We start from the raw sequence: 21,743 nt of genomic DNA on the forward strand, positions 1-21,743 counted from the left end.
CCTTATTTATCAGCTTTCCAAATTGTTAAAGAGCAATGCGTTTATAAAAAACACTAAAGAATAACTTCTCAATGAGAATCTATTATTTAGCACTTTCTTACGAAGAAGGTTGCCACTTTAGCGAGTACATAAGTTGTCAGGAAGGTCCCCTTCCGGTTAAGCAACTTATTACGCCCACCTGCTAGTCAGGTGCTTGTGGTGAATGGTGGAGCTACGCGGGATCGAACCGCGGACCTCTTGAATGCAAATCAAGCGCTCTCCCAGCTGAGCTATAGCCCCAATTAAATACCAAGACGTTTCTAATCAAGGCAAACGCTGAGGACGTTTAGCCCGCTAAACGACGAAGCGTTTAACGCAGAGTAGGAGCGTATTGGTAGGCCTGGCAGACTTGAACTGCCGACCTCACCCTTATCAGGGGTGCGCTCTAACCAGCTGAGCTACAGGCCTCTTGCTTGGTCTTTTGCCCTTATGCTGCCTTGCTCGAAACTCGCTCGGTTACTATCAGACGATAGCGCCCTTCGACTCGTTTCTTCGCGGCGTTGCCTAAGCACAAAATCCACTGCGCAACCCTAAGGTTACACACTACAAGCTCTCACTTGTAGATGACTTGTAGCTTACTTCTTGCTCACAATATGTAATTAATTATCTGTGTGGACACTTCGCATGTGCGACTTTTCGTTAAGGAGGTGATCCAGCCCCAGGTTCCCCTAGGGCTACCTTGTTACGACTTCACCCCAGTCATGAACCACAAAGTGGTGAGCGTCCTCCCGAAGGTTAAACTACCCACTTCTTTTGCAGCCCACTCCCATGGTGTGACGGGCGGTGTGTACAAGGCCCGGGAACGTATTCACCGTGGCATTCTGATCCACGATTACTAGCGATTCCGACTTCATGGAGTCGAGTTGCAGACTCCAATCCGGACTACGACAAGCTTTATGGGATCCGCTTACTCTCGCGAGTTCGCAACCCTCTGTACTTGCCATTGTAGCACGTGTGTAGCCCATCCCGTAAGGGCCATGATGACTTGACGTCGTCCCCACCTTCCTCCGGTTTGTCACCGGCAGTCTCCTTAGAGTTCTCAGCATTACCTGCTAGCAACTAAGGATAGGGGTTGCGCTCGTTGCGGGACTTAACCCAACATTTCACAACACGAGCTGACGACAGCCATGCAGCACCTGTCTCAGAGTTCCCGAAGGCACTAATCTATCTCTAGAAAATTCTCTGGATGTCAAGGGATGGTAAGGTTCTTCGCGTTGCATCGAATTAAACCACATGCTCCACCGCTTGTGCGGGCCCCCGTCAATTCATTTGAGTTTTAACCTTGCGGCCGTACTCCTAGGCGGTCTACTTAATGCGTTAGCTGCGCAAGACATCTCTTAAGAGACGAACTGCTAGTAGACATCGTTTACGGCGTGGACTACCAGGGTATCTAATCCTGTTTGCTACCCACGCTTTCGTACATGAGCGTCAGTGTTGATCCAAGGTGGTTGCCTTCGCCATTGGTATTCCTTCAGATCTCTACGCATTTCACCGCTACACCTGAAATTCTACCACCCTCTCTCACACTCTAGCCATCCAGTTTCAAATGCAGTTCTAGGTTGAGCCCGGGGCTTTCACATCTGACTTAAATGGCCGCCTGCGTACGCTTTACGCCCAGTAATTCCGATTAACGCTCGCACCCTCCGTATTACCGCGGCTGCTGGCACGGAGTTAGCCGGTGCTTCTTCTGCGAGTAACGTCAAATCTAGCAGGTATTAACTACTAAACCTTCCTCCTCGCTGAAAGTGCTTTACAACCCGAAGGCCTTCTTCACACACGCGGCATGGCTGCATCAGGCTTGCGCCCATTGTGCAATATTCCCCACTGCTGCCTCCCGTAGGAGTCTGGACCGTGTCTCAGTTCCAGTGTGGCTGATCATCCTCTCAGACCAGCTAGGGATCGTCGGCTTGGTGAGCCTTTACCTCACCAACTACCTAATCCCACTTGGGCTTCTCTAAAGGCGAGAGCCGAAGCCCTCTTTAAGCCGTAGCTACTATGCGGTATTAGCAGTCGTTTCCAACTGTTGTCCCCCACCTAAAGGCAAATCCCCAAGCATTACTCACCCGTCCGCCACTCGTCATCAAACTAGCAAGCTAGTTCATGTTACCGTTCGACTTGCATGTGTTAGGCCTGCCGCCAGCGTTCAATCTGAGCCATGATCAAACTCTTCACTTAAAAGTTTAATCGGCTACTTAATAAAAATACTGTTCAAATAAATTTGTGCAGACATTCTATATAAGTAGCTTTATACATATATATTTGTTGTCACTACTCTACGGAGTGCCCACACAGATAATTAATTACAAATTGTTAAAGAACGTTTCGAACCCCGAAGGTTCTGGTTAGGACTGACTATCAATTTAGTCGCTCAAGGCTGCCTTAACCGGGAGGCGCATAATACACTCTCCAATTTTGGTGTCAACCCTTTATTTAATAAGTTTTTAAAGACTTTTTAAACACTTGATTGACGCCCTCTTGCCGCTGACGTTTGTCGTTGGAAGAGGCGCGCATTTTAGGGAAACCAAAAAATTGTGCAACCCCTAATTTCAATTAAATTCACTTTTTTGTTTGTTCGGTTAAATATCAATCAAAACGATTGTAATACGTACTAAATAGGTACAAAAAGCTTGGGTCACACCTTTAGAGAGTCGTAATTCAATAATGGATAAGAGTCCAAAAGTCCGGAAATTAACTATAGTAAACTTCCGGTTTAGTGCAAATTAGAATGTAAAATTTTCCAAATTAGGCGATTAATACCTATTTAGAAGAAAATTGCTCAAATATACTTGAGAAGTCTTTTTGCCATTACCTGATTTTTGATGAATTGAGTACAAGTTTCGAGTTAAAGCTCCTAATGGCGTTGTACTTTGTGAACCAACAGCAGTATCCATGGCTAGCCCCAAGTCTTTCAACATCAAGTCTGTCATAAAACCACCTTGGTATTCATTACTTGCAGGTGAAGTTGGCATAACACCCGGACATGGGTTATATACGTCTAATGTCCAATTACTACCAGAACTCTTGGACATGATTTCAGATAAGACTGTTGGGTCTAGTCCATTGTCTACACCAAGTTGTAATGCTTCAGATGTGCCAACCATTAAAATACTCAGCAGCATATTGTTGCAAACCTTCGCAACTTGACCAGCGCCAACCTCGCCAGCGTGAAAGATGTTTTTACCCATTACTTCTAACAAAGGTTTTGCTTGATTAAAGGAAGATAAAGAACCACCAGTCATAAAACTTAATGTTCCAGCTGTCGCGCCCGCTACCCCACCCGAAACAGGTGCATCAATAAAATTGATTTGTTTATTGGCTAAAATAGCCGCGACAGATTGCGCTGTTGCAGAGTCAATAGTAGAGGAGTCGATGACAAGTGTGCCAACATTAAGATAATTAATGAGTCCGTCTTCACCAATATATAACTCTCGGACATGTTTTCCCGCAGGCAACATACTAATGACGACGTCACAATCTTGAACGATATCCTTTGGCGTATCTGCAGTAGTAGCACCTAATGCGACAAGTTGTTCCACCGCTTTCGGAAATAGGTCAAATACATTCACTTCAAAACCAGCTTTAAGTAAATTAGCAGCCATAGGGCCGCCCATATTGCCTAAACCAAAAAATGCTATTTTCATCATAATATTCTTCCTTATTTGCCCAAATCTTTTAACGGATGTAAATCTGTTGTCCAAGGAGAGGTAAACATTTTATTTAACATCTGAGGATCTACATCGTGCACCGTTTCGTAAAACCAACTAGGGCAGTAATCTTTATCTATTAATAGTGCACGCACACCTTCAGCAAATTCGCCAATGGCTGAACAATTACATGACAATCCAAGTTCCAGTCGAAAACAATCGGCTAATGACAATGATTTACCCAAAGCCAACTGTTTCATTATTATATGTGCTGTAAGCGGGCTCCCTTTGCTAGGCTGTCCTGCGCTTTTAACATCCATTTATCATCACTAGCATGGTCGATAATTAATGTCACAGCGGAGCTAACATCTTCTGTTAATGCTAAATCGCTCAACAAAGTGTTAAATCGACTTATATTGCCAACAGGCATATGTACCTTAGTCTTTTTGTTCAAATTTAACGAGAACATCGGAAAGCTTTTGGTGGTTTAGAGCTTCAGTATCGCCCCACTTCACTAAAAGTACTTCTTCAATTAGATCACCTTGATGCTCACTCAATACAAAATGATCTGCAAGTTGTACAAATTTGGCGTCACTGCCATTAATTGATGCCCCTGTTAGCGCTAAAAAAGCCCCGCACCTTTTGGCATTTTGTTTAAGAAGTAAGTACCACCAACATCCGGATATAGGCCAATCGTAATCTCAGGCATGGCAATTCGGGATTTTTGGGTAACAACCCGATGACTTGCTCCTGCAAATAGTCCTAAACCGCCTCCCATAACAATACCGTGACCCCAACATAAAATGGGCTTTCCGAATGTATGAATTAAGTAATCTAGTTCGTATTCTTGTGTGAAAAACGTTTCTATATAAGGTGCAATAGCCGATTTACCAGCTTCGACAGTTGCTTTATATAGTTGAACAACATCACCTCCAGCACAAAATGCTTTTCCGCCGCTGCCCTCTAACATTACCAAAGCAATATCTGAACGTTGTTGCCATTCTAATAACTGCTTGGTGAGTAACTTCACCATTTCTAGGTTTAGTGCATTTAACGACGTCTCTACATTTAGTGTCGCAATGCCAATCTTTTTACCAGAAACACTTTCTAACTCACGAAATAAAACAGGTTCATTCATTTGAATCTCCTTGTTATTCATTCATCCATATTGCAGGGCGTTTTTCTAAAAAGGCAGTGACGCCTTCTTTCTGATCTTTGGTATCGAATAAAGCGACAAATTGTTCACGTTCATTGGCCAATGCAGCATTAATTGAGCCGTTGCGTCCTGCTTGAATTAGCGATTTACAAGCTGTTATAGAACTCGGGCTTTGTTCAGCTGTTTTCTCTGCTAACGCCAAAGCTGTATTGTATGCCCCACCTTTCGCGACAACTTCTTCAACTAAACCAATTTGCAGTGCTTTTTCTGCTGTTAAGCGCTCACCACATAGGATCATGCGTTTTGCCCAGCCTTCACCGACAAGCCATGACAAATGTTGCGTTCCACCAGCACAAGGCAATAGTCCAACTTTAGCTTCAGGTAATGCGAGTTGCGCCTGCTCTTCACAAACACGAATATCACACGCTAGCGCAACCTCTAATCCGCCCCCCATGGCATAACCATTAATTGCAGCTATAGATACTCCTTGGAAATCTCGTAATGCCTCAAAAGCAGCACCAAAAACACGAGCCATGTCTGACGCAACACCTTTGTCCCCGTCGGCAAACAATTTTAGATCCGCCCCCGCAGAAAAGAATTTTTCACCTTCGCCTGTAATGACTAATGCATAAACGGCTTTGTTAATATTAAGCGCCTCGACCAACGTTTTAAGTTCCGATAGCGACTCAAACGTCCACGTATTCGCTGGAGGGTTCGCGATCATAATTGTGGCAACGTGCCCAGAGATAGATAGTTTTAATAAATCAGACATTTGTATTCCTTATTTTATTTCTGCTGCGGCTTCATCTAAAAGACGACGAGCGATGATCAACCGCATTATTTCATTTGTGCCTTCAAGAATTTGATGCACGCGAACGTCCCTAAAGTGACGCTCTAATGGGTATTCTTTGATATAGCCGTAACCTCCATGAATTTGCAGTGCTTCATTACACACTTGAAATCCAACATCCGTCGCAAATCGTTTTGCCATTGCGCAATACGCCGATGCTTCAGGGTCATTTGAGTCAAGCTTAAACGCAGCTAGACGGATCATTTGCCTTAGCTGCAACTAATTCTGTTGCCATGTCTGCTAATTTAAACTGCAGTGCCTGAAACGCGGCTAATGGTTTGCCAAATTGCGAACGTTCTTTCATGTAATGAATAGCAGTATCCATTGCCTGTTGTGCTGTCCCAACAGAACAAGCACCTATGTTAATTCGGCCACCGTCAAGCCCTTTCATAGCAAATGAGAATCCTTGACCGAGTTCACCTAATAGATGATCCGTTGGAATACGGACATTATCAAACGTAATAAGACGTGTTGGTTGGGCGTTCCATCCGAGCTTTTCTTCTGCTTTACCATAAATCACGCCTTCCGCATCTGCCGGTACAACAACGGCAGAAATGCCTTTGGCCCCTTCGCCGCCCGTGCGCACCATTACAACAAGGACGTCAGTTTCTCCAGCGCCAGAGATAAACATTTTAGAACCGTTAATCACAAAGTACTCGCCATCGAGTTTAGCGCTAGTTCTTAATGACGCCGCATCAGAACCCGCACCGGGTTCTGTGAGACAATACGACGCAAGTTGTTCACCCATTACAAGCTTCTCACACCATGTTGATTTAACCGACTCAGTTCCCCAAGTTGATATCATCCAAGTCGCCATATTATGAATAGTCAACATGGCTGTAGTTGCCGTACAGCCCATGGAAAGCTGTTCAAATATGAGCGCAGAGTCTAATCGACTTAACCCCATGCCACCGGCGTCTTCTGGCGAATACAAACCACAAAAGCCAAGTTCACCGGCTTTTTGCATCACATCTTTTGGAAAAATATGCTCTGCATCCCACTTGGCCGCATTAGGTGCAAGCTCAGAATCAGAAAACTGTTTTGCCAAGTCGACAAATGCTTTTTGATCTTCATTTAAATTAAAATCCATCGTTTAACCCCTGTCTGCTTTGGCGCTTTTATTTTAACGTAATCGACATGTTAGGACCTGACGCTGCTGTTTCTTCGTCAAACCAGCGAGATGTAATCGTTTTAGTTTCTGTATAAAACTTAACTGCTTGTTTACCATACGCATGCTGGTCTCCGGCAAACGAACCTTTCCAACCTGTAAACGAAAAGAATGGCAATGGCACCGGAATAGGAATGTTGATACCAACTTGCCCCACTTCAATATTGTGTTGATATTTACGAGCTGAACCACCAGATGAGGTAAAAATAGACGTTCCATTACCGTATGGATTACGGTTTATTAGGTCTATGGCGTCGTCAAGCGTATCTACGTTCATGGTTAAAAATACAGGACCGAAGATCTCTTGTTTATAAATTTCCATTTCTTCGGTTACATCAGTAAACATAGTTGGGCCAACCCAGTTACCATTTGGAAATCCAGGGACTTCGCAGCCACTGCCATCTAATACACAAGTCGCCCCTTCTTTTTTACCTTGAGCAATTAGCGATTCAATTCGAACTTTTGCTTGAGGTGTAATTTGTGGACCATAGGCGGCTTCAGGATCGGTATAATGACCCGGGCGTACGGAGGCAAGTTTTTGTTGAATTTCTGGGATCCATTTTTGTGCTTCACCAACAAATACAGCGACCGAAATTGCCATGCAGCGCTGACCTGCAGCCCCAACAGAGGCTCCAACGATGTTATTAACAACGGCGTCTTTATTTGCATCTGGCATAACAACCATGTGATTTTTCGCACCTAAAAACGCTTGAACGCGTTTCATGTTGTCTGTACCTGTCTTATATATATATTGACCAACACCTACTGAGCCAACAAATGAAATGGCCTTCACTTCAGGTTCGTTTAACAAAATATCCACTTGTTCTTTGTCACCGTGAACAACTTGTAACACACCTTTTGGTGCGCCGGCTTCTTCAAATAATTCAACTAAGCGTGTTGGTGTTAATGGATCTTGTTCAGAAGGTTTTAAAATAAATGTATTACCGCAGGCCACAGCTAATGGGAACATCCATAATGGGATCATTGCAGGGAAGTTAAACGGGGTGATACCCACACAGACGCCTAAAGGTTGGGTATAACTATATGTGTCAATATTGCGCGCTACGTTTTCAACGGTTTCGCCCATCATCATTGAAGGAATATTTGCTGCATGTTCTACAACTTCAATACCACGCCAAACATCGCCCATCGCGTCTTCTTTCGTTTTACCTAATTCTTCGCAAATAATACCGGCGATCTCTTCTTGGTGTTTTTTCAACAAATACGCGTAATTCATCATAACCCGAGCTCGTTGAGGAACCGGGACTTCTTTCCACGTTTTAAATGTTTGCTTTGCACTCTCTATTGCCGCGGTCATTTCCGCTTTGGTTGCACACGGAACTTTGGCTATAACCTCTTGAGTCGCTGGGTTTGTTACGTCTATCGTTCTAGTAGATTTAGAATCTACCCATTCGCCGTTGATAAATAGTGGAACCTGTTTCATGCCGTAGCCTCTTTGATGCAAGTGGTCGTTATTATTAATTTAGTTCTATATGACTAAATAAGATACTTGCATTAAAGCAAACTATTTTTCTAATTAGAATTGAATAAATTGCTTTTATGATGGACTATATTGGCACAAACCATTCAATTACGTAACGATATGAGTACACCTTCTAACTGGCCTCTTTCCGCAGGTAGCGTGCGCTATCTTGTGCCCCGTGGAGTAGTTGAAAAACTCGACGTGAACCCAATTAGCCATTTACTGTACCCTACAGCATTTGGTTATTACGAACATGCGCGTGAACATAAGGTTATACGCAATTCCCATGACGACCACTTGTTGATGTTTTGTGTCGATGGAAACGGTCATATTGAAACAGCACAAACCACCACCGAACTTGCTGCCCAGCAAGTGGTTATATTACCCAAAGGCATGGCGCATTCTTATTGGGCAAATGCAAAGTCACCATGGACTATTTATTGGGTTCATATTCAAGGTGCGTTATTTGAAAATATATTAGATATTGTTGGGTTTACGCCAACCAACTTAGTTTTTAACGTTCATAACAAAATACAATATGAAGAAAACTTTCGGGCATTGCTCGAAATACGTAAATTGAGTTACCAAACTAATGCATTTTATTTAGCCGGTGCCATAATCCAACGATTACTCATCGAACTGAGTGTGCAATATCCAAATAGCAGCCGTAACAAAAAACAATTACAGTTCCAACAGATAGACATTTATCTACAACAAAACATTGCTAAAACATTAACATTAGATGACATGGCTGTGGCGTTTGGGTTATCAAAATTTTACTTTGCAAAAAGTTTCAGCTTATTGTCGGCGTTAGTCCTGTTCGCTATTTTATTGAAAAGAAAGTCCATTACGCCTGTCAATTACTGGATAGCAATGACAACTCGATTAAAACTATCGCAAAACAACTTGGCTACGATGACGCCTACTATTTTTCAAGATTGTTTAAAAATATCATGGGGTTATCCCCACAACAGTATCGTAACTCAGATCATGGACGTTAAAAATAGCCATTGATGCTCAAACTGTCATAAACCTGTCATAAAAAATCGCAATAATGCACCGCGTCATTACAAGGTGTAGAGCGGAAAATATGTCACATAAAATACTCATTATCGAAGACGAATTTGCGATCAGGGAAATGTTAACCTTTGTCATAGAACAAGCCGGTTACAAAGCGGTTGCTGCAGAAAGTTACAACGAAGCACAACAATATCTTTTAGAAGAAACGCCAGCGTTGATTTTATTAGATTGGATGCTTCCTGAAATGAGCGGTATTCAAATTGCCAAAAAATTGAAGCAGTCTGATAACTTTAAGAACATACCAATCATAATGTTAACCGCACGTAGCGAAGAAGACGATAAGATCCAAGGATTAGACGTTGGCGCTGACGATTACATAACTAAACCATTTTCACCAAAAGAACTTGTTGCCCGTTTAAAAGCCGTCTTAAGACGAACACAACCTACGGCAACAGATGATCCAATTGAAATTATTGGATTGCGTTTAGACCCATCAAGCCATAGGGTCACACTTGAAGGCGGTGATCTGCATTTAGGTCCCATGGAATTTAAACTACTTCACTTTTTTATGACACACCAAGAGCGTGTTTATAGTCGTGATCAGCTACTGGATAACGTTTGGGGAACCAATACTTACGTTGAAGACAGAACTGTTGATGTTCACATTCGTCGCCTAAGAAAAGCACTGCAAACACACGATAAACTAATACAAACCGTTCGCGGTTCAGGTTACCGTTTTTCAACTCGTATAGATTAATTTATATGAATCACTCCCCATCCATCTGGCAGATAACGTCGCGATTATTTTGGTATTATCTGCCTATTGCAGTTGTTGGATTTCTACTTAATATTTGGTATTCAGTAACAATTGCGTTTTGCTTGATTGTAATTATTTCCAATTATCGCCAGATGTTAAAACTCACGCACTGGTTATGGCATCAAAGAGGTATTTATCCACCGAAAGCTCATGGATTATGGTCGAGTGTTTTTGATGGGATCTATGGCCAACAAAGACGAAACGCCAAAAAACGAACTGAATTAAGCACGATAGTTAGGCGTTTTAGACTCGGTGCCGAGTCATTACCAGACGCAGTATTATTGTTTGACGAACATCGACATATATTATGGTGTAATCAACTCGCCCAGGATATGTTGGGGTTAAAGTGGCCAACGGACAAAGGCAATCGACTCGATAACCTCGTTAGGCATCCCGCCTTTATTGATTACTTAGATGAAGAAAACTTTAGTGCTCCCTACGACATTCCTTCACCGACTAAAGAACACATTCGACTTGAAGTTCGTGTTGTACCTTATGAAACAAATAAATGGACCCTGTTGATTAGAGATATTACCCACCTACATCAATTAGAACAAATGCGAAAAGATTTTATCGCTAATGTGTCACACGAGCTTAAAACCCCCTTAACGGTCATGCGGGGTTATTTAGAGATGACACCAAACAAAAATGATCTATCGGAAGAAATGTGGCAAAAAGCGCAAATGATGATGATGCAACAAGCAACGAGAATGAATGACTTAGTTGAACAGTTATTATCACTTTCAAAGCTAGAAGGTCAAAATCCAGATTTCGCCCCTGCATTTGTCGACGTGCCAAGTTTATTGGAAATTTTAACTAATGAAGCAAAATCTATATCAAATGGTCGACATATTATAGAAACTAATATTGACGATGAACTTTGCTTGTTAGGACTTTCAACAGAACTTAGAAGCGCATTTTCCAATTTGGTTTTCAACGCAATAAGATATACGCCCGATAATGGAAAAATCACTATAAATTGGCATAAAACACGTACGGGAAACGCTAAATTTTCGGTTATAGATACCGGCCCTAGTATTCAAGCAAGTCATATCCCACGGCTAACCGAAAGATTTTATCGCGTTGATGAAGCCAGAGCTCGACATACTGGTGGTGCGGGATTGGGACTATCAATCGTCAAACATGCACTTAATCATCATCAGTCAAAACTAGAAATTTCCAGCGAACTAGGAAAAGGCAGTGAATTTTCATTTCAATTCCTGCCAACGTTAGTAGCATTAAGGGCTGTTAACCAAGCGGTAGGTTAGCCCATTTAAACAGCTACTCCTTTAATTGATGGAAAGACGACATTGTATCGTCTGATGTTTTGTCAATCCGCCTAACCTACAAATGAAGCACATCTGCTAGCAATAACATTGGCCTAACTTAAAGCTGTTTCATTTGCTGGAGTTTAAAATCTAGTGACTTTTTAACTGAAGGCCATTCTGAATTTATTATTGAAAATACCACAGTGTCGCGCAAGACACCGTCCGCTTCTATCGTGTGATTACGGAGTATGCCGTCTTGCTTTGCCCCAAGTCGTCTTATTGCTGCTTGTGACTTGACATTATGCCAGTGGGTTCGAAACTCAACAGCAATGGCCAGTTGCTTTTCAAATGCATGTTTAAGCAGTAACTGTTTACATTCGGTGTTTACCGACGTTTTTTGAAACGACTTTGCATACCAAGTAAAGCCTATTTCCAACCGCTTATTTTTTGCCACAACGTTACAAAAACGAGTGCAGCCAATAATTTTGTTGGTCGGTTTATGCCATACCGAAAACGGTAAAGCCAAACCTAATTCCTGATCAGCAAGAGCACGCTTAATGTAATCCTCAATTGTCGATTCAGACGGCACGCCAGTGAACCATAACTCCCAAAGATTACCATCTTGCGCTGCAGCTAGCAGCGCCTCTAAATGAGCTATTTTTAATGGCAGCAACTTTACTGTTTCATGTTCTAGTTCAATAGGTTCTAACCAATTCACGTGCTTTACTCGCTTTGTTTTTTGGGACAGTTCCAATATTGCCTTGAGTTTTCAGGAGTAACAACCATCGAGATGCAAAAAATAAAATTAGGCAATGCAAACTTATGTAAACGTTTTGCAAAATCCAAATGTTGGTTCAAATAAAGTCATAAGACAAAAACATGTTAAAATTATTTGAACGTCACACACCAATTTCAACGATTAATGTCAAAATGGAGCTGTATTAATGACTTGCCCCCACGCCGGAAACTACCGAGAAGTTGAAGCATCTATTATCACTGATTTTAAACAGGATATGAGTTACGGCGATTACCTGCAATTAGACAAAATATTGTCTGCTCAGCAACCTCTGTCGACTGAACATGATGAAATGTTATTTATTGTTATTCATCAATCAGGCGAATTATGGCTCAAATTAGCTGGGCACGAGTTGTCTGCAGCAATGGACATGATTAAGTCACAGCAATTTGGACAGGCTTTTAAGGTCATATCGCGGGTAAAGCAAATTTTTCTACAACTGACTCAAGCTTGGAATATCTTATCAACTTTGACCCCTGTCGATTACTTAAAGTTTAGAGATGTTTTAGGGCATAGCAGTGGGTTTCAGTCATATGGATATAGAAAACTGGAATTTATGTTAGGTAACAAAAATTTAGAATTACTAAAGGTTCATGAAGCGACCCCTGAGATACATGCTGAATTAACTGCATTATGCCATGCACCAAGTATTTATGAGCTCACTCTGCAGGTCATGAGCGCCCAAGGACTAAAAATTGATGACATTGCTATCGACCGTAATTTTGCTGAACCTTATGTCCGAAATGATTCAGTATTAGAGGCTTGGAAAGAAGTTTATCACCATTCTGACAAATACTTTGAATTATACGAACTGGCTGAAAAATTAATGGATATTGAAGACGTATTTCAAAACTGGCGATTTAAACATATGTATACCGTTCAACGTGTCATAGGCAACAAAATGGGCACAGGTGGTAGTTCTGGTGTTTCATTTTTGAAAAAGCCCTAGATATAAATTTTTTCCCTGAACTTTTGGAAGTTAGAACTTTATTATAAAAACGGCATATTAACTAAGGCCCCTATTAAATTGGCCTTAGTTAATCTTGATTATCTAGCCTAAGACTTGTTTGATCATGTCAGCAAGTACTTTAAAGTCAAAAGGCTTAGACATATAGTCGTCCATACCGGCGTGCAAACAACGTTGTTTGTTTTCTTTTGACACATCTGCCGTGAGTGCAATGATATAAGATGGCTTTAATTTTTTTAACAACTCAACATCTCTGATACACCTAGTTGCATCATAACCATCCATTCCTAGTAACATACAATCCATCAAAATGAGTTCAAAAGGATGCTGTTCAAACATTGCCACTGCCTCTTCACCACGCTCAGCTCGCACTGCGCATAGGTCCAATGACTTCAAAAAGCGCTCTGCAACAAGATAATTGATATCATTGTCCTCTACGACCAATATCTTTTTTGTTCAAACGAATCTGTTTCATGGTATTTCAACTCTTCTGCTTTCAGTTGTACTTCATCATGTAAAGCAATGGAACCAATTGGCTCCATTTCAAACGCAGCAACAAGCTGGCTAATACACAAAGGCTTTAAAATAACCCGCGTAATATGGTGGGTGGTAAAAAGTAATCCATCTTCTGGATATTGATCACAAATCAAAATACGGGCGCAAGACTCTGGGATCACATTATTAACCGACATAATAAAATTTAGACCTGAGCCGCGTTCTTGTTTTTCGTCTACGATCAGATAGTCAATTTGAAAATCGGCTGGTCGATTGGCACCAATAAAGTGTTTCGCATCCAGTTCCGACAAGAAAAATGATACATTCGCACCTTGTTGACGAAAATAATGATTCGCCACTTTCAAACTCGTTTCATTTTGAATAACAATAACGACATTTTTATTCTCAAGTTCGGGGATTACCGGGACCGTATTTCGACTTTCGGCTAGTTCGACCTTAAGGACAAATTTAAATTTACTTCCCTTCCCAACTTTCGATTTTATGATCAGGCGCGAATCCATTAATTCCAATAAAGATTTACATAACGACAACCCGAGTCCTGTCCCACCATATTCCCTCGTTGTAGAACTATCAGCTTGCTCAAAAGAATTAAAAATATGCTTTTGTTTACTCGATTCAATACCAATTCCAGTGTCCGATATGCAAACTTCTAAATTAGCCGCATTATCACCAACAAATTCGACAGCACAGGATAACTTTACTTCCCCTGCGTCGGTGAATTTAATCGCGTTAGACAATAAGTTTCCAATAACTTGAGTTAGTCGAATATCGTCAATAATAGCGGTCAAATTATCTAGTTCTGTGGTATCTACGACAAGCTCAAGTCCTTTACGACAAGCGTTACCATAGTGAGACAGCGCGACATTGGAAAACAAAGTCGCTAAATTGGTTTCAACCGGATGAAGAAGTAACTTCTCAGCTTCAATTTTTGAAAAGTCCAAAATGTCGCTGATGATCTCCATCAACAAGTTGCCGCTGTTATAAATTGTTGCGACCTTTTGTTTCTGCAAAGGGTTTAATTCTGTCTGTGACAGCAATTGGCCCATGCCGATGATGCCATTAAGCGGGGTTCTTATTTCATGGCTCATATTCGCCAAAAATTCACTTTTTGCCAAATTTGCTTGTTCTGCTTGATTTTTAGCCAGCTCTAACAAGCGCTGTTTTCGTTCAATCGTATTTGAAATAAACCTCGAAAAAACCACTGCGACTAAGCCAAATATAATGATGCTGATCATCATGACTAGATTCATTTTACTTGTAAGATTAGCGACATTTTCTTCAATCGACGCTCTTGGGATAAGACCTATAAAGCTCCATTCTAAATAATCAGAATAATATTGGGTAACTAAATATTCTTTGTTGTTGATATCGACATATTGATTTGGTGCTTGAGCCAATGGCGATGACATAGCGCTAAGAAATGATCCACCGGAGATATCTTTAATAAAACCAAATACATTATTCTCCTCCAGTGTGTCTGCAAGGATACGCCCTTTCTGCTCTACAACTATGATTCGAGCATCTTGTCCAAAATCCAAGTCGCGTAACATTTTGGTGAAACCTTTTAAGGTGATATCCATACCGAATACCCCTATATTATTATCCTCATCATCTTTAATTAATCGAACAGTTGAAATGAGCGCAGTATTGTCGGGTTTCCAATAGTAAGTTGGGGTGCGAACAACCTCCCTCCTGCGGCTAATCCCGTCTTATACCAAGGACGTGTTCTTGGGTCGTAATTTTTTCGGTAGAGCCAAGGGGCCACTGCGTATAACCGCCTTCCTCGGTCCCCATATAAGCGTAAGCAAGCTTTGGATAATTGGTAGATAACGTTTGAAACAAGTTAAATAGTCTAACTTCTTCTTCGCTACCGAGTAACGGCTGCATTTGTACTGCGTTACTCTCTAAGTATTTAGTTAAGTTACCCTTTACACTTTGAAACCTATAGTCACCACTGACATAACCCACATTGTTTTTGTACTGTGAGAATATCAAACTAACACGGTCTTCTATTTGCTTTACATCTTTTTGAAATCCATTTTCAAATGACTTTGAGGCGTAGGCCTTGGCTTCTTGACTCTCCAAGTAATTTGTCACTAGCAATGGTAAAACGACGGCAATTAGAAAAGCCGCAATAAGTTTAATTCTAAAATTTAGCATAAGTAGGCCAAATAACCTCCGATAATTCTCAAGCATTCAAACAAGCACAAATAAACCGGATGACTAATTTTAGAAAGTTCTGGAGGAAGCCACATTAAGCAATTCAACAGGCGACTTAACACAAAACAATGTCAATCTTACAAAGTCATCCAGAACTTTAAGTAAACTATAGCCTGCTATTAGGTAATTAGGAAACTCAAACAAAAAATGTCTTTAATTATGCATTAAATGAACTTTATATTTTTAACGTATTTTACTATTTTGAAATGGAATTGCTTTGCCTTTTGCTCTGGCAACTGCGATTCTTTGATTTCGCTTCGTTAGCACGCGAACTTGCAACAATGATTCGGACGCCAACATAGCACGCTCTGAACGATGCCACTTGGTTGTATAAAGTCGCTTAATTGCACTTATCGCATCAGGCGAACGATTCATTAACCTATTTGCAAAGTCTCGACAGCTTTGATTTAAGTCATTTGTCACGTCCGTTATAATTCCTAATTCTTTCGCTTTTGAGGCGTCAAACTCTTCTGCCGTCATCGCAAGTTTCATTGCTTGATCCATAGGTAACAAGTAACTTAACGCTTTATTTCCTCCCATATCAGGAATTAATCCCCAATGATTTTCCATGATGCTGAAACTGGCAGTATGTTCGGCAATTCTAAAGTCGCCACCCAATGCGATCTGTAATCCTCCGCCCCAGCATCGTCCACTTATCGCCATAATCACAGGAACGGCGAGACCTCGCCATTTGGTCGACACACGCTGAGCCAAGTTTGAATTACCAGGTAACCATTTAAATAGTAAACGAATGCCACTCATCGGTTTTTTAATAATTGAACCGACGTCTAAACCAGTACAAAAATCAGGGCCTTCGCCTTTTACAACAACACAACGAACATCATGATTAGATTTAATTAACTTAATCGTTTTATCAAGAGCTTTGAACATCTCCATATCGAGTGCATTTAACTTTTCTGGCCGGTTAAGAGTCACCCAGGCGATGCCATCGTCATCGATGTTAAGTAAAATTCTGTTTTGGATATTTTTCATATAGTTTAATCAGCTTTTCATCTGGTCTGACAAGATGCCATAAATTCACTAAAATTGCACTGTTCTTTGATGGCAATCAGTTACATAGCAATCAGTTCTATTTTTATTTTATAAGTGAGCAAATAGCCAAATAAACTAGCCTTAAATAACAAAAAGCCAAATCGCAAATGGCCAGCAAGTTATGCCGATGACTCTAAAGTAAGGTCTGAATTTATCGGCAGACCAATTCGCAAACGCTCTGTGTCGTTTTTCGCCAATCATAAAAAGACCAATACCTACCCCGATAAAACCAAAGGCAATTAGATTGATAATTAGTGGCGAAGTGGTTTTAACAGAATCACTCAAAAAGAGTAATCCAGCAATGAGTCGCGCCACAATTTCAAAAGGATGGAAGTAACGCCATTGGGAAAATGAAATTATTTTTATTGAAAATGCGTGTGGCGCATACGCCATATAAACACAAAACATCAAAAAAGACCGGCAAATAAGTCGACAAACATTGAACAGCCCTCTTAGTAATTTAATATTAAGTTACGCTATTTATTTCGACTTTAAAAATAAAAAAGTCGGACAATATTACTTAAAATATCTTGCCCGACTTAATTCAACATTTATTCGATTTAGTCTGACTCAAAAATATCTTCTATTTTTAATGAGAACAACTTAGCCGCTTTGAAGGCAAGTGGTAAACTTGGATCAAATTTACCTTTTTCAATTGCGTTAATGGTTTGCCTTGATACTTCTAATCGTTCAGCCAAGTCGGCCTGCGTCCAATCTCGTTCTGCTCTCAATACTTTTAGTTTATTTTTCATTGGTACTTCCTTAAACCAATTATTGTGCTGACCAAATACGTTATACCGATGAGCATAACCAAATGCGATATCTCAGCGTCTGACTCGATGACATTAGCGATATCCAAATTTGAATAGGCTAAACCAAATACAAGACCCACTCCAAGCGCAATTGCCATGGCGTTAAGTTGTACCTTTTGCTGCATCTCATCCAGACCAGCCAGATGTTTTTTATTAGCCCAAATCATGCCAATACCAACAAGTAAGTTAATTGCCACAGATATTGAACTCATTGTTGTATTGCCATCCCAGATAAACACCGGACCAAAACTAGCAATCGCCATTGTGATTAACTAAGGCAAACGTCCAAGCTGCTAGTCGCTTTGTATTGTTAATATTTTGCTGTTTCCAATTATTGTTTTGTTCACTCATTTGTAATCTCCGCTTGTCATAAAGTAAAACACACTTTACATAAAGTAACAGCAAAACAACTAAAGTCAAGTATACTTAACAAAAAGATTGGTATTGATTACTTATTGTTGAATAAAATTAAAGGTCAAACAACGCAACCAGACATTATTTTCTCATAGTAATTTAGCCATTTGACACCCAAATGGATAAATTAAACTCCGCTGTAGCGGTGAAAAGCAGTAGGTGAAGTAGAATGTAATTTAAACATAATGTCGTAAATTAAATGGCCTGAGGACGCCAGCACATAGTTTACGAAATGAAATATAAAAATATGGCCCATAGAACCAGAAGACCGGCCACTGGCAGGCAGTGACCAACCATTTTTAAATGATGCGAAGTTAACCTTGGTTAAATTCCACTTCCAGTTGTTCTAATGTTTTTCCTTTGGTCTCTGGGAAGAGTTTAACAACAAAGATTAAGCTGAGTAACGCAAATAATCCGTAGAGTAAAAAGGTCATTGAAGCACCTAAAGACTCAAGCTCTATGGGGAATACTAAAGTAACGACAAAGCTAACAACACTGTTTATCACACTGACAAACGAAATCGCCACGCCACGTAAGTGATTTGGAAATATCTCAGAAAACAACACCCACATCACTGGCCCTAAAGAGAATGCAAAAGAAGCGACAAACGCTAATATACCAAATAAGACCAATCCAGCATTCATGTCTGTTGAGACAGCAAGTAACTCACTTTGTAATTTGTTATACGTATTGTCATCCAAGTATTGCTTAATTTGTTGTTTAAAAACCACATCAGATTCAAATGTGATATCAACAACATTTCTCAAATCGACTAGTTGCGCCTGTGGTAACTCATTATGAGTGGTAACAACCTGTTGGTAGTCGATTGCAGATAGTTTATAGGTCGCTTGATTAAAACCATACGAACACAACGTCATCGACACGAATACGCCAGCAAGGCCAATAATTAACAAAGGTTTACGGCCCAGTTTGTCGATAAAATACATTGCCAATACGGTAAAGACGACATTTATTAACCCAACAAATATTGCCTGAGCAAACGCAGCATCTGTGCCGACACCGCTCTGTTCAAATATGCTCGGGGCGTAAAAGAATATCGCATTAATCCCTGTTATTTGCTGTGCGATACCAACAATAAGTCCGATGCTCAAAGCTAATCTCAATTTAGAGCTAAACAAGGATTGTAAACTTGTTAGCAGACCGGTGGACTTTTCCTTTGCTGAATCTTCAATCTGGCCAATCTCTAACTCTATTTCAGCGACCGAGTTTTTATCTCGTAATGTCGTCAGTACGTGTTTTGCGTCATCTTTATTATTTTTTAACAACAACCATCGTGGGCTTTTTGGGATCAAATACAATAGTCCTAGCCAAATTATCGCAGGTATAATTTCTAGCCCTAACATCCAGCGCCAGATATTGTCCTGCAGTCCAATCATCTCAGTAAATGTAGAAGTAGTTTGACTCGCTTGAAACAAGTAGTAATTGGCAAAATAAGCTGCAGAGAAACCAATAACGATATTGAGTTGGTTCACAGAAACCATCTTACCTCGCTTAGCGGCAGGTGAAATCTCGGCGATATACATAGGAGCAACCATTAGGGAACAGAAAGCTAACCCCCCAACAAATCGGGCAATGACCAACATCCAATAACTAGTCGCCAATGCAGAAAAAACAGCGGATACTAAATAGAGCAAGGCAATAACTCGAAGCAAATTTCGTCGGCCAAACTTATCGGCCAGGGGACCCGCGACTAATATTGCCGCTGTAGCGCCTAATGTTGGAGCACTAACAACAAACCCGAGTTCAATTGGAGAGAGATTAAACTCTTCAACAATATATTGGATTGCGCCTGATATTACAGAGGCGTCAAAACCAAAAATAAACCCACCTAATGACACACAGATTGTGTAAAACATGACTCGTGATATTGGCATTTTTTATTATTCTCTGTTGTTTATATTAGCCACGCCAACAAGAATGTAAGCGCTATCATTTATTCATTATGAACTAAATAGAATTGAATAAAAACCGCTATTATTAAAGTTGAGAAAAATAATTAAAAGTTAAATTTTGCAGAAGATAGAAGAAGTCTGAAAATTGAATGCCAGCAAGTGTTGCTGGCATTCGAAGACAAATCATTTGATTAACCGAATAGTACTCGGTTCACTTGATTTTCTAATAGTTCTTGCTTGCCACTTTGATGGCGAGGAGAAAGATTATTAGTCACTGTATGGTTTGCCAACGATTCTAACGTGAAGTCACCAGACGTAATGCCTTTACCTAAATCACCGCTCCACCCTTTATAGCGATTCGCAACCGCTTCAGACAGGAAGTTCTTTTCTAACATTTGAGCACCTTTTTTCAGGGCTAATGCAAGGTGATCCATGCCACCAATATGACCAATAAACAAGTCACTTGGGTCGCTAGATTGACGACGTAGTTTAGTATCAAACAAGAAACCACCCGTTTTAAAGCCACCCGCTTTCAAAATGTCACACATAACCATAGTTAATTCTGGTACGTCTATAGGGAACTGATCAGTATCCCAACCATTTTGAGCATCTCCGCGGTTAGCATCGATAGAACCAAATAAACCTAATGAAATTGCCGTTGCGATTTCATGCTGGAATGAGTGCCCTGCTAACGTCGCATGATTTACTTCAATGTTAACTTTAATTTCATCTTCCAAACCAAACTGTTTTAAGAAACCATAAACGGTTGCAGTATCATAATCATACTGATGTTTAGTAGGTTCTTGTGGTTTTGGTTCAATAAGTAATGTGCCTTTAAAGCCAATCTTATGCTTGTGCTCAACAACCATTTGCATGAAACGACCCATTTGTTCACGCTCTTGACGTAAATCAGTATTAAGTAACGTTTCGTAACCTTCACGACCGCCCCACAATACGTAGTTTGAACCGCCAAGACGTTTAGTCGCGTTCATCGCATTGCAAACTTGCGTTGCTGCATAAGCAAAAACTTCTGGGTTTGGATTAGTTGATGCACCAGCGGCATAACGTGCGTTACTAAACGCATTTGCCGTGCCCCACAATAACTTCATGCCAGTTTCTTCTTGTTTTTGTTCAAGAACGTCTGTCATTTCTGCAAAGTTATTAACATATTCTTTAATACTATTTCCTTCTGGAGCAACATCAATGTCGTGGAAACTATAATACGGCACACCTAATTTTGAGAAAAACTCAAATGCGACATCCGCTTTTTCTTTTGCTCGGGTCATAGCGTCACCAGCTTGTAACCAAGGACGATTGAACGTGCCTTGACCAAAAACGTCCGCGCCGTCCCAACAAAAGTTATGCCAATAACATGCACCAAATCTTAGATGTTCTGCCATTGTTTTACCCAAGATAACTTCTTCGGCATTGTAATGATGGAACGCGAGTGGATTATCACTGTCAGTACCTTCAAACTTTATTTTTTCGATATCTTTGAAATATTGAGTCATCTAAGACTTCTCCTGCTCATGTGCAAAAAGCACCTTAACTTATGATGTCGCCATCATCGCCAAGAAAGTGTGCTTCAACAATTATGTTTTTTAAAA

The 21,743-nt window shown here is 40.7% G+C and carries 18 protein-coding genes, 2 tRNA genes, 1 rRNA gene and 3 pseudogenes; 4 read left to right on the forward strand and 20 right to left on the reverse strand.

The window, feature by feature from the left end; all coding sequences use genetic code 11:
• Positions 1–203 precede the first annotated feature (203 nt).
• From PN838_RS04155 to PN838_RS04190, 10 genes and pseudogenes are all read right to left on the reverse strand, one after another.
• A tRNA-Ala gene (locus PN838_RS04155) sits at positions 204–279 on the reverse strand.
• Between the two features lie 92 nt (positions 280–371).
• Positions 372–447, reverse strand: a tRNA-Ile gene (locus PN838_RS04160).
• 232 nt (positions 448–679) lie between these two features.
• Positions 680–2,214 (reverse strand): 16S ribosomal RNA (locus PN838_RS04165).
• Positions 2,215–2,796: 582 nt separating this feature from the next.
• A pseudogene (gene mmsB / locus PN838_RS04170) lies at positions 2,797–3,683 on the reverse strand (3-hydroxyisobutyrate dehydrogenase).
• Positions 3,684–3,694: 11 nt separating this feature from the next.
• Positions 3,695–3,943 carry an enoyl-CoA hydratase/isomerase family protein gene (locus PN838_RS26000; protein ID WP_334313273.1) on the reverse strand — a complete coding sequence of 83 codons (249 nt, stop codon included), beginning with the start codon at positions 3,941–3,943 and terminating at the stop codon, positions 3,695–3,697.
• Between the two features lie 2 nt (positions 3,944–3,945).
• Positions 3,946–4,113, reverse strand: coding sequence for a hypothetical protein (locus PN838_RS26005; RefSeq protein WP_334313274.1), 168 nt, complete (start codon positions 4,111–4,113; stop codon positions 3,946–3,948).
• Positions 4,114–4,120: 7 nt separating this feature from the next.
• Positions 4,121–4,842, reverse strand: a pseudogene (locus PN838_RS26015) (enoyl-CoA hydratase/isomerase family protein).
• Complete coding sequence (locus PN838_RS04180; protein WP_215961995.1) at positions 4,835–5,611, reverse strand: enoyl-CoA hydratase; 777 nt, start codon at positions 5,609–5,611, stop codon at positions 4,835–4,837. The pseudogene PN838_RS26015 and the gene PN838_RS04180 overlap by 8 nt, the downstream one beginning before the upstream one ends.
• Positions 5,612–5,620: 9 nt before the next feature.
• A pseudogene (locus tag PN838_RS04185) lies at positions 5,621–6,779 on the reverse strand (acyl-CoA dehydrogenase family protein).
• Positions 6,780–6,807: 28 nt separating this feature from the next.
• The gene (locus PN838_RS04190) at positions 6,808–8,301 is read right to left on the reverse strand and encodes a CoA-acylating methylmalonate-semialdehyde dehydrogenase (protein WP_215961997.1); all 1,494 of its coding nucleotides are present in this window, start codon (positions 8,299–8,301) and stop codon (positions 6,808–6,810) included.
• A gap of 159 nt (positions 8,302–8,460) precedes the next feature.
• Here PN838_RS04190 and PN838_RS27815 point away from each other — a divergent pair, with 159 nt between their 5' ends.
• The 3 genes from PN838_RS27815 (at position 8,461) to phoR (ending at position 11,445) form a co-directional block, all read left to right on the forward strand.
• On the forward strand, positions 8,461–9,354 hold the full coding sequence (locus PN838_RS27815; RefSeq protein ID WP_272179847.1) for an AraC family ligand binding domain-containing protein: 894 nt from the start codon (positions 8,461–8,463) through the stop codon (positions 9,352–9,354).
• 76 nt (positions 9,355–9,430) lie between these two features.
• Positions 9,431–10,117: a phosphate regulon transcriptional regulator PhoB gene (gene phoB / locus PN838_RS04200; protein WP_215961999.1), complete on the forward strand. Its 687-nt coding sequence runs from the start codon at positions 9,431–9,433 to the stop codon at positions 10,115–10,117.
• 5 nt (positions 10,118–10,122) lie between these two features.
• Entirely contained in the window at positions 10,123–11,445 is a 1,323-nt protein-coding gene (gene phoR, locus PN838_RS04205) for a phosphate regulon sensor histidine kinase PhoR (RefSeq protein ID WP_272179848.1), read from the forward strand.
• 118 nt (positions 11,446–11,563) lie between these two features.
• Here the strand turns inward: phoR and PN838_RS04210 are convergent, their stop codons facing one another.
• Entirely contained in the window at positions 11,564–12,163 is a 600-nt protein-coding gene (locus PN838_RS04210; protein WP_272179849.1) for a GNAT family N-acetyltransferase, read from the reverse strand.
• 226 nt (positions 12,164–12,389) lie between these two features.
• Here PN838_RS04210 and PN838_RS04215 point away from each other — a divergent pair, with 226 nt between their 5' ends.
• Positions 12,390–13,190, forward strand: coding sequence for a tryptophan 2,3-dioxygenase (locus tag PN838_RS04215; protein ID WP_272179850.1), 801 nt, complete (start codon positions 12,390–12,392; stop codon positions 13,188–13,190).
• A 102-nt stretch (positions 13,191–13,292) separates the two neighbouring features.
• On the opposite strand, the gene PN838_RS04220 is transcribed toward PN838_RS04215, so the two are convergent.
• The 9 genes from PN838_RS04220 to xylA all read right to left on the reverse strand — a co-directional run bounded on the left by PN838_RS04220 (position 13,293) and on the right by xylA (position 21,647).
• On the reverse strand, positions 13,293–13,652 hold the full coding sequence (locus tag PN838_RS04220) for a response regulator (protein ID WP_272179851.1): 360 nt from the start codon (positions 13,650–13,652) through the stop codon (positions 13,293–13,295).
• Positions 13,643–15,304 (reverse strand): sensor histidine kinase, encoded by a 1,662-nt coding sequence (locus PN838_RS04225; RefSeq protein ID WP_334313276.1) that lies wholly within the window; start codon positions 15,302–15,304, stop codon positions 13,643–13,645. The genes PN838_RS04220 and PN838_RS04225 overlap by 10 nt, the downstream gene beginning before the upstream one ends.
• Positions 15,305–15,422: 118 nt before the next feature.
• Positions 15,423–15,884, reverse strand: coding sequence for a hypothetical protein (locus PN838_RS04230; protein WP_272179852.1), 462 nt, complete (start codon positions 15,882–15,884; stop codon positions 15,423–15,425).
• A 243-nt stretch (positions 15,885–16,127) separates the two neighbouring features.
• On the reverse strand, positions 16,128–16,937 hold the full coding sequence (locus tag PN838_RS04235) for a crotonase/enoyl-CoA hydratase family protein (protein WP_272179853.1): 810 nt from the start codon (positions 16,935–16,937) through the stop codon (positions 16,128–16,130).
• Positions 16,938–17,078: 141 nt separating this feature from the next.
• Complete coding sequence (locus PN838_RS04240; protein ID WP_272179854.1) at positions 17,079–17,408, reverse strand: hypothetical protein; 330 nt, start codon at positions 17,406–17,408, stop codon at positions 17,079–17,081.
• 149 nt (positions 17,409–17,557) lie between these two features.
• Complete coding sequence (locus PN838_RS04245) at positions 17,558–17,749, reverse strand: helix-turn-helix transcriptional regulator (protein WP_272179855.1); 192 nt, start codon at positions 17,747–17,749, stop codon at positions 17,558–17,560.
• Entirely contained in the window at positions 17,746–18,072 is a 327-nt protein-coding gene (locus PN838_RS04250; protein WP_272179856.1) for a hypothetical protein, read from the reverse strand. The genes PN838_RS04245 and PN838_RS04250 overlap by 4 nt, the downstream gene beginning before the upstream one ends.
• 465 nt (positions 18,073–18,537) lie before the next feature.
• Entirely contained in the window at positions 18,538–20,118 is a 1,581-nt protein-coding gene (locus PN838_RS04255) for a sugar porter family MFS transporter (protein WP_272179857.1), read from the reverse strand.
• 209 nt (positions 20,119–20,327) lie between these two features.
• Complete coding sequence (gene xylA / locus PN838_RS04260) at positions 20,328–21,647, reverse strand: xylose isomerase (RefSeq protein ID WP_215962009.1); 1,320 nt, start codon at positions 21,645–21,647, stop codon at positions 20,328–20,330.
• Positions 21,648–21,743 lie beyond the last annotated feature (96 nt).

This window comes from Psychrosphaera algicola, from assembly GCF_028401425.1.
GTDB lineage: Bacteria > Pseudomonadota > Gammaproteobacteria > Enterobacterales > Alteromonadaceae > Psychrosphaera > Psychrosphaera algicola.

Excerpts from the sequence above, each read along its gene's own strand:
- PN838_RS26000 (WP_334313273.1), bottom strand. The coding sequence starts at position 3,943 with ATGAAACAGTTGGCTTTGGGTAAATCATTGTCATTAGCCGATTGTTTT.
- PN838_RS26005 (WP_334313274.1), bottom strand. The coding sequence starts at position 4,113 with ATGCCTGTTGGCAATATAAGTCGATTTAACACTTTGTTGAGCGATTTA.
- PN838_RS04180 (WP_215961995.1), bottom strand. The coding sequence starts at position 5,611 with ATGTCTGATTTATTAAAACTATCTATCTCTGGGCACGTTGCCACAATT.
- PN838_RS04190 (WP_215961997.1), bottom strand. The coding sequence starts at position 8,301 with ATGAAACAGGTTCCACTATTTATCAACGGCGAATGGGTAGATTCTAAA.
- PN838_RS27815 (WP_272179847.1), top strand. The coding sequence starts at position 8,461 with ATGAGTACACCTTCTAACTGGCCTCTTTCCGCAGGTAGCGTGCGCTAT.
- phoB (WP_215961999.1), top strand. The coding sequence starts at position 9,431 with ATGTCACATAAAATACTCATTATCGAAGACGAATTTGCGATCAGGGAA.
- phoR (WP_272179848.1), top strand. The coding sequence starts at position 10,123 with ATGAATCACTCCCCATCCATCTGGCAGATAACGTCGCGATTATTTTGG.
- PN838_RS04215 (WP_272179850.1), top strand. The coding sequence starts at position 12,390 with ATGACTTGCCCCCACGCCGGAAACTACCGAGAAGTTGAAGCATCTATT.
- PN838_RS04225 (WP_334313276.1), bottom strand. The coding sequence starts at position 15,304 with ATGGATATCACCTTAAAAGGTTTCACCAAAATGTTACGCGACTTGGAT.
- PN838_RS04230 (WP_272179852.1), bottom strand. The coding sequence starts at position 15,884 with ATGCTAAATTTTAGAATTAAACTTATTGCGGCTTTTCTAATTGCCGTC.
- PN838_RS04235 (WP_272179853.1), bottom strand. The coding sequence starts at position 16,937 with ATGAAAAATATCCAAAACAGAATTTTACTTAACATCGATGACGATGGC.
- PN838_RS04245 (WP_272179855.1), bottom strand. The coding sequence starts at position 17,749 with ATGAAAAATAAACTAAAAGTATTGAGAGCAGAACGAGATTGGACGCAG.
- PN838_RS04250 (WP_272179856.1), bottom strand. The coding sequence starts at position 18,072 with ATGGCGATTGCTAGTTTTGGTCCGGTGTTTATCTGGGATGGCAATACA.
- PN838_RS04255 (WP_272179857.1), bottom strand. The coding sequence starts at position 20,118 with ATGCCAATATCACGAGTCATGTTTTACACAATCTGTGTGTCATTAGGT.
- xylA (WP_215962009.1), bottom strand. The coding sequence starts at position 21,647 with ATGACTCAATATTTCAAAGATATCGAAAAAATAAAGTTTGAAGGTACT.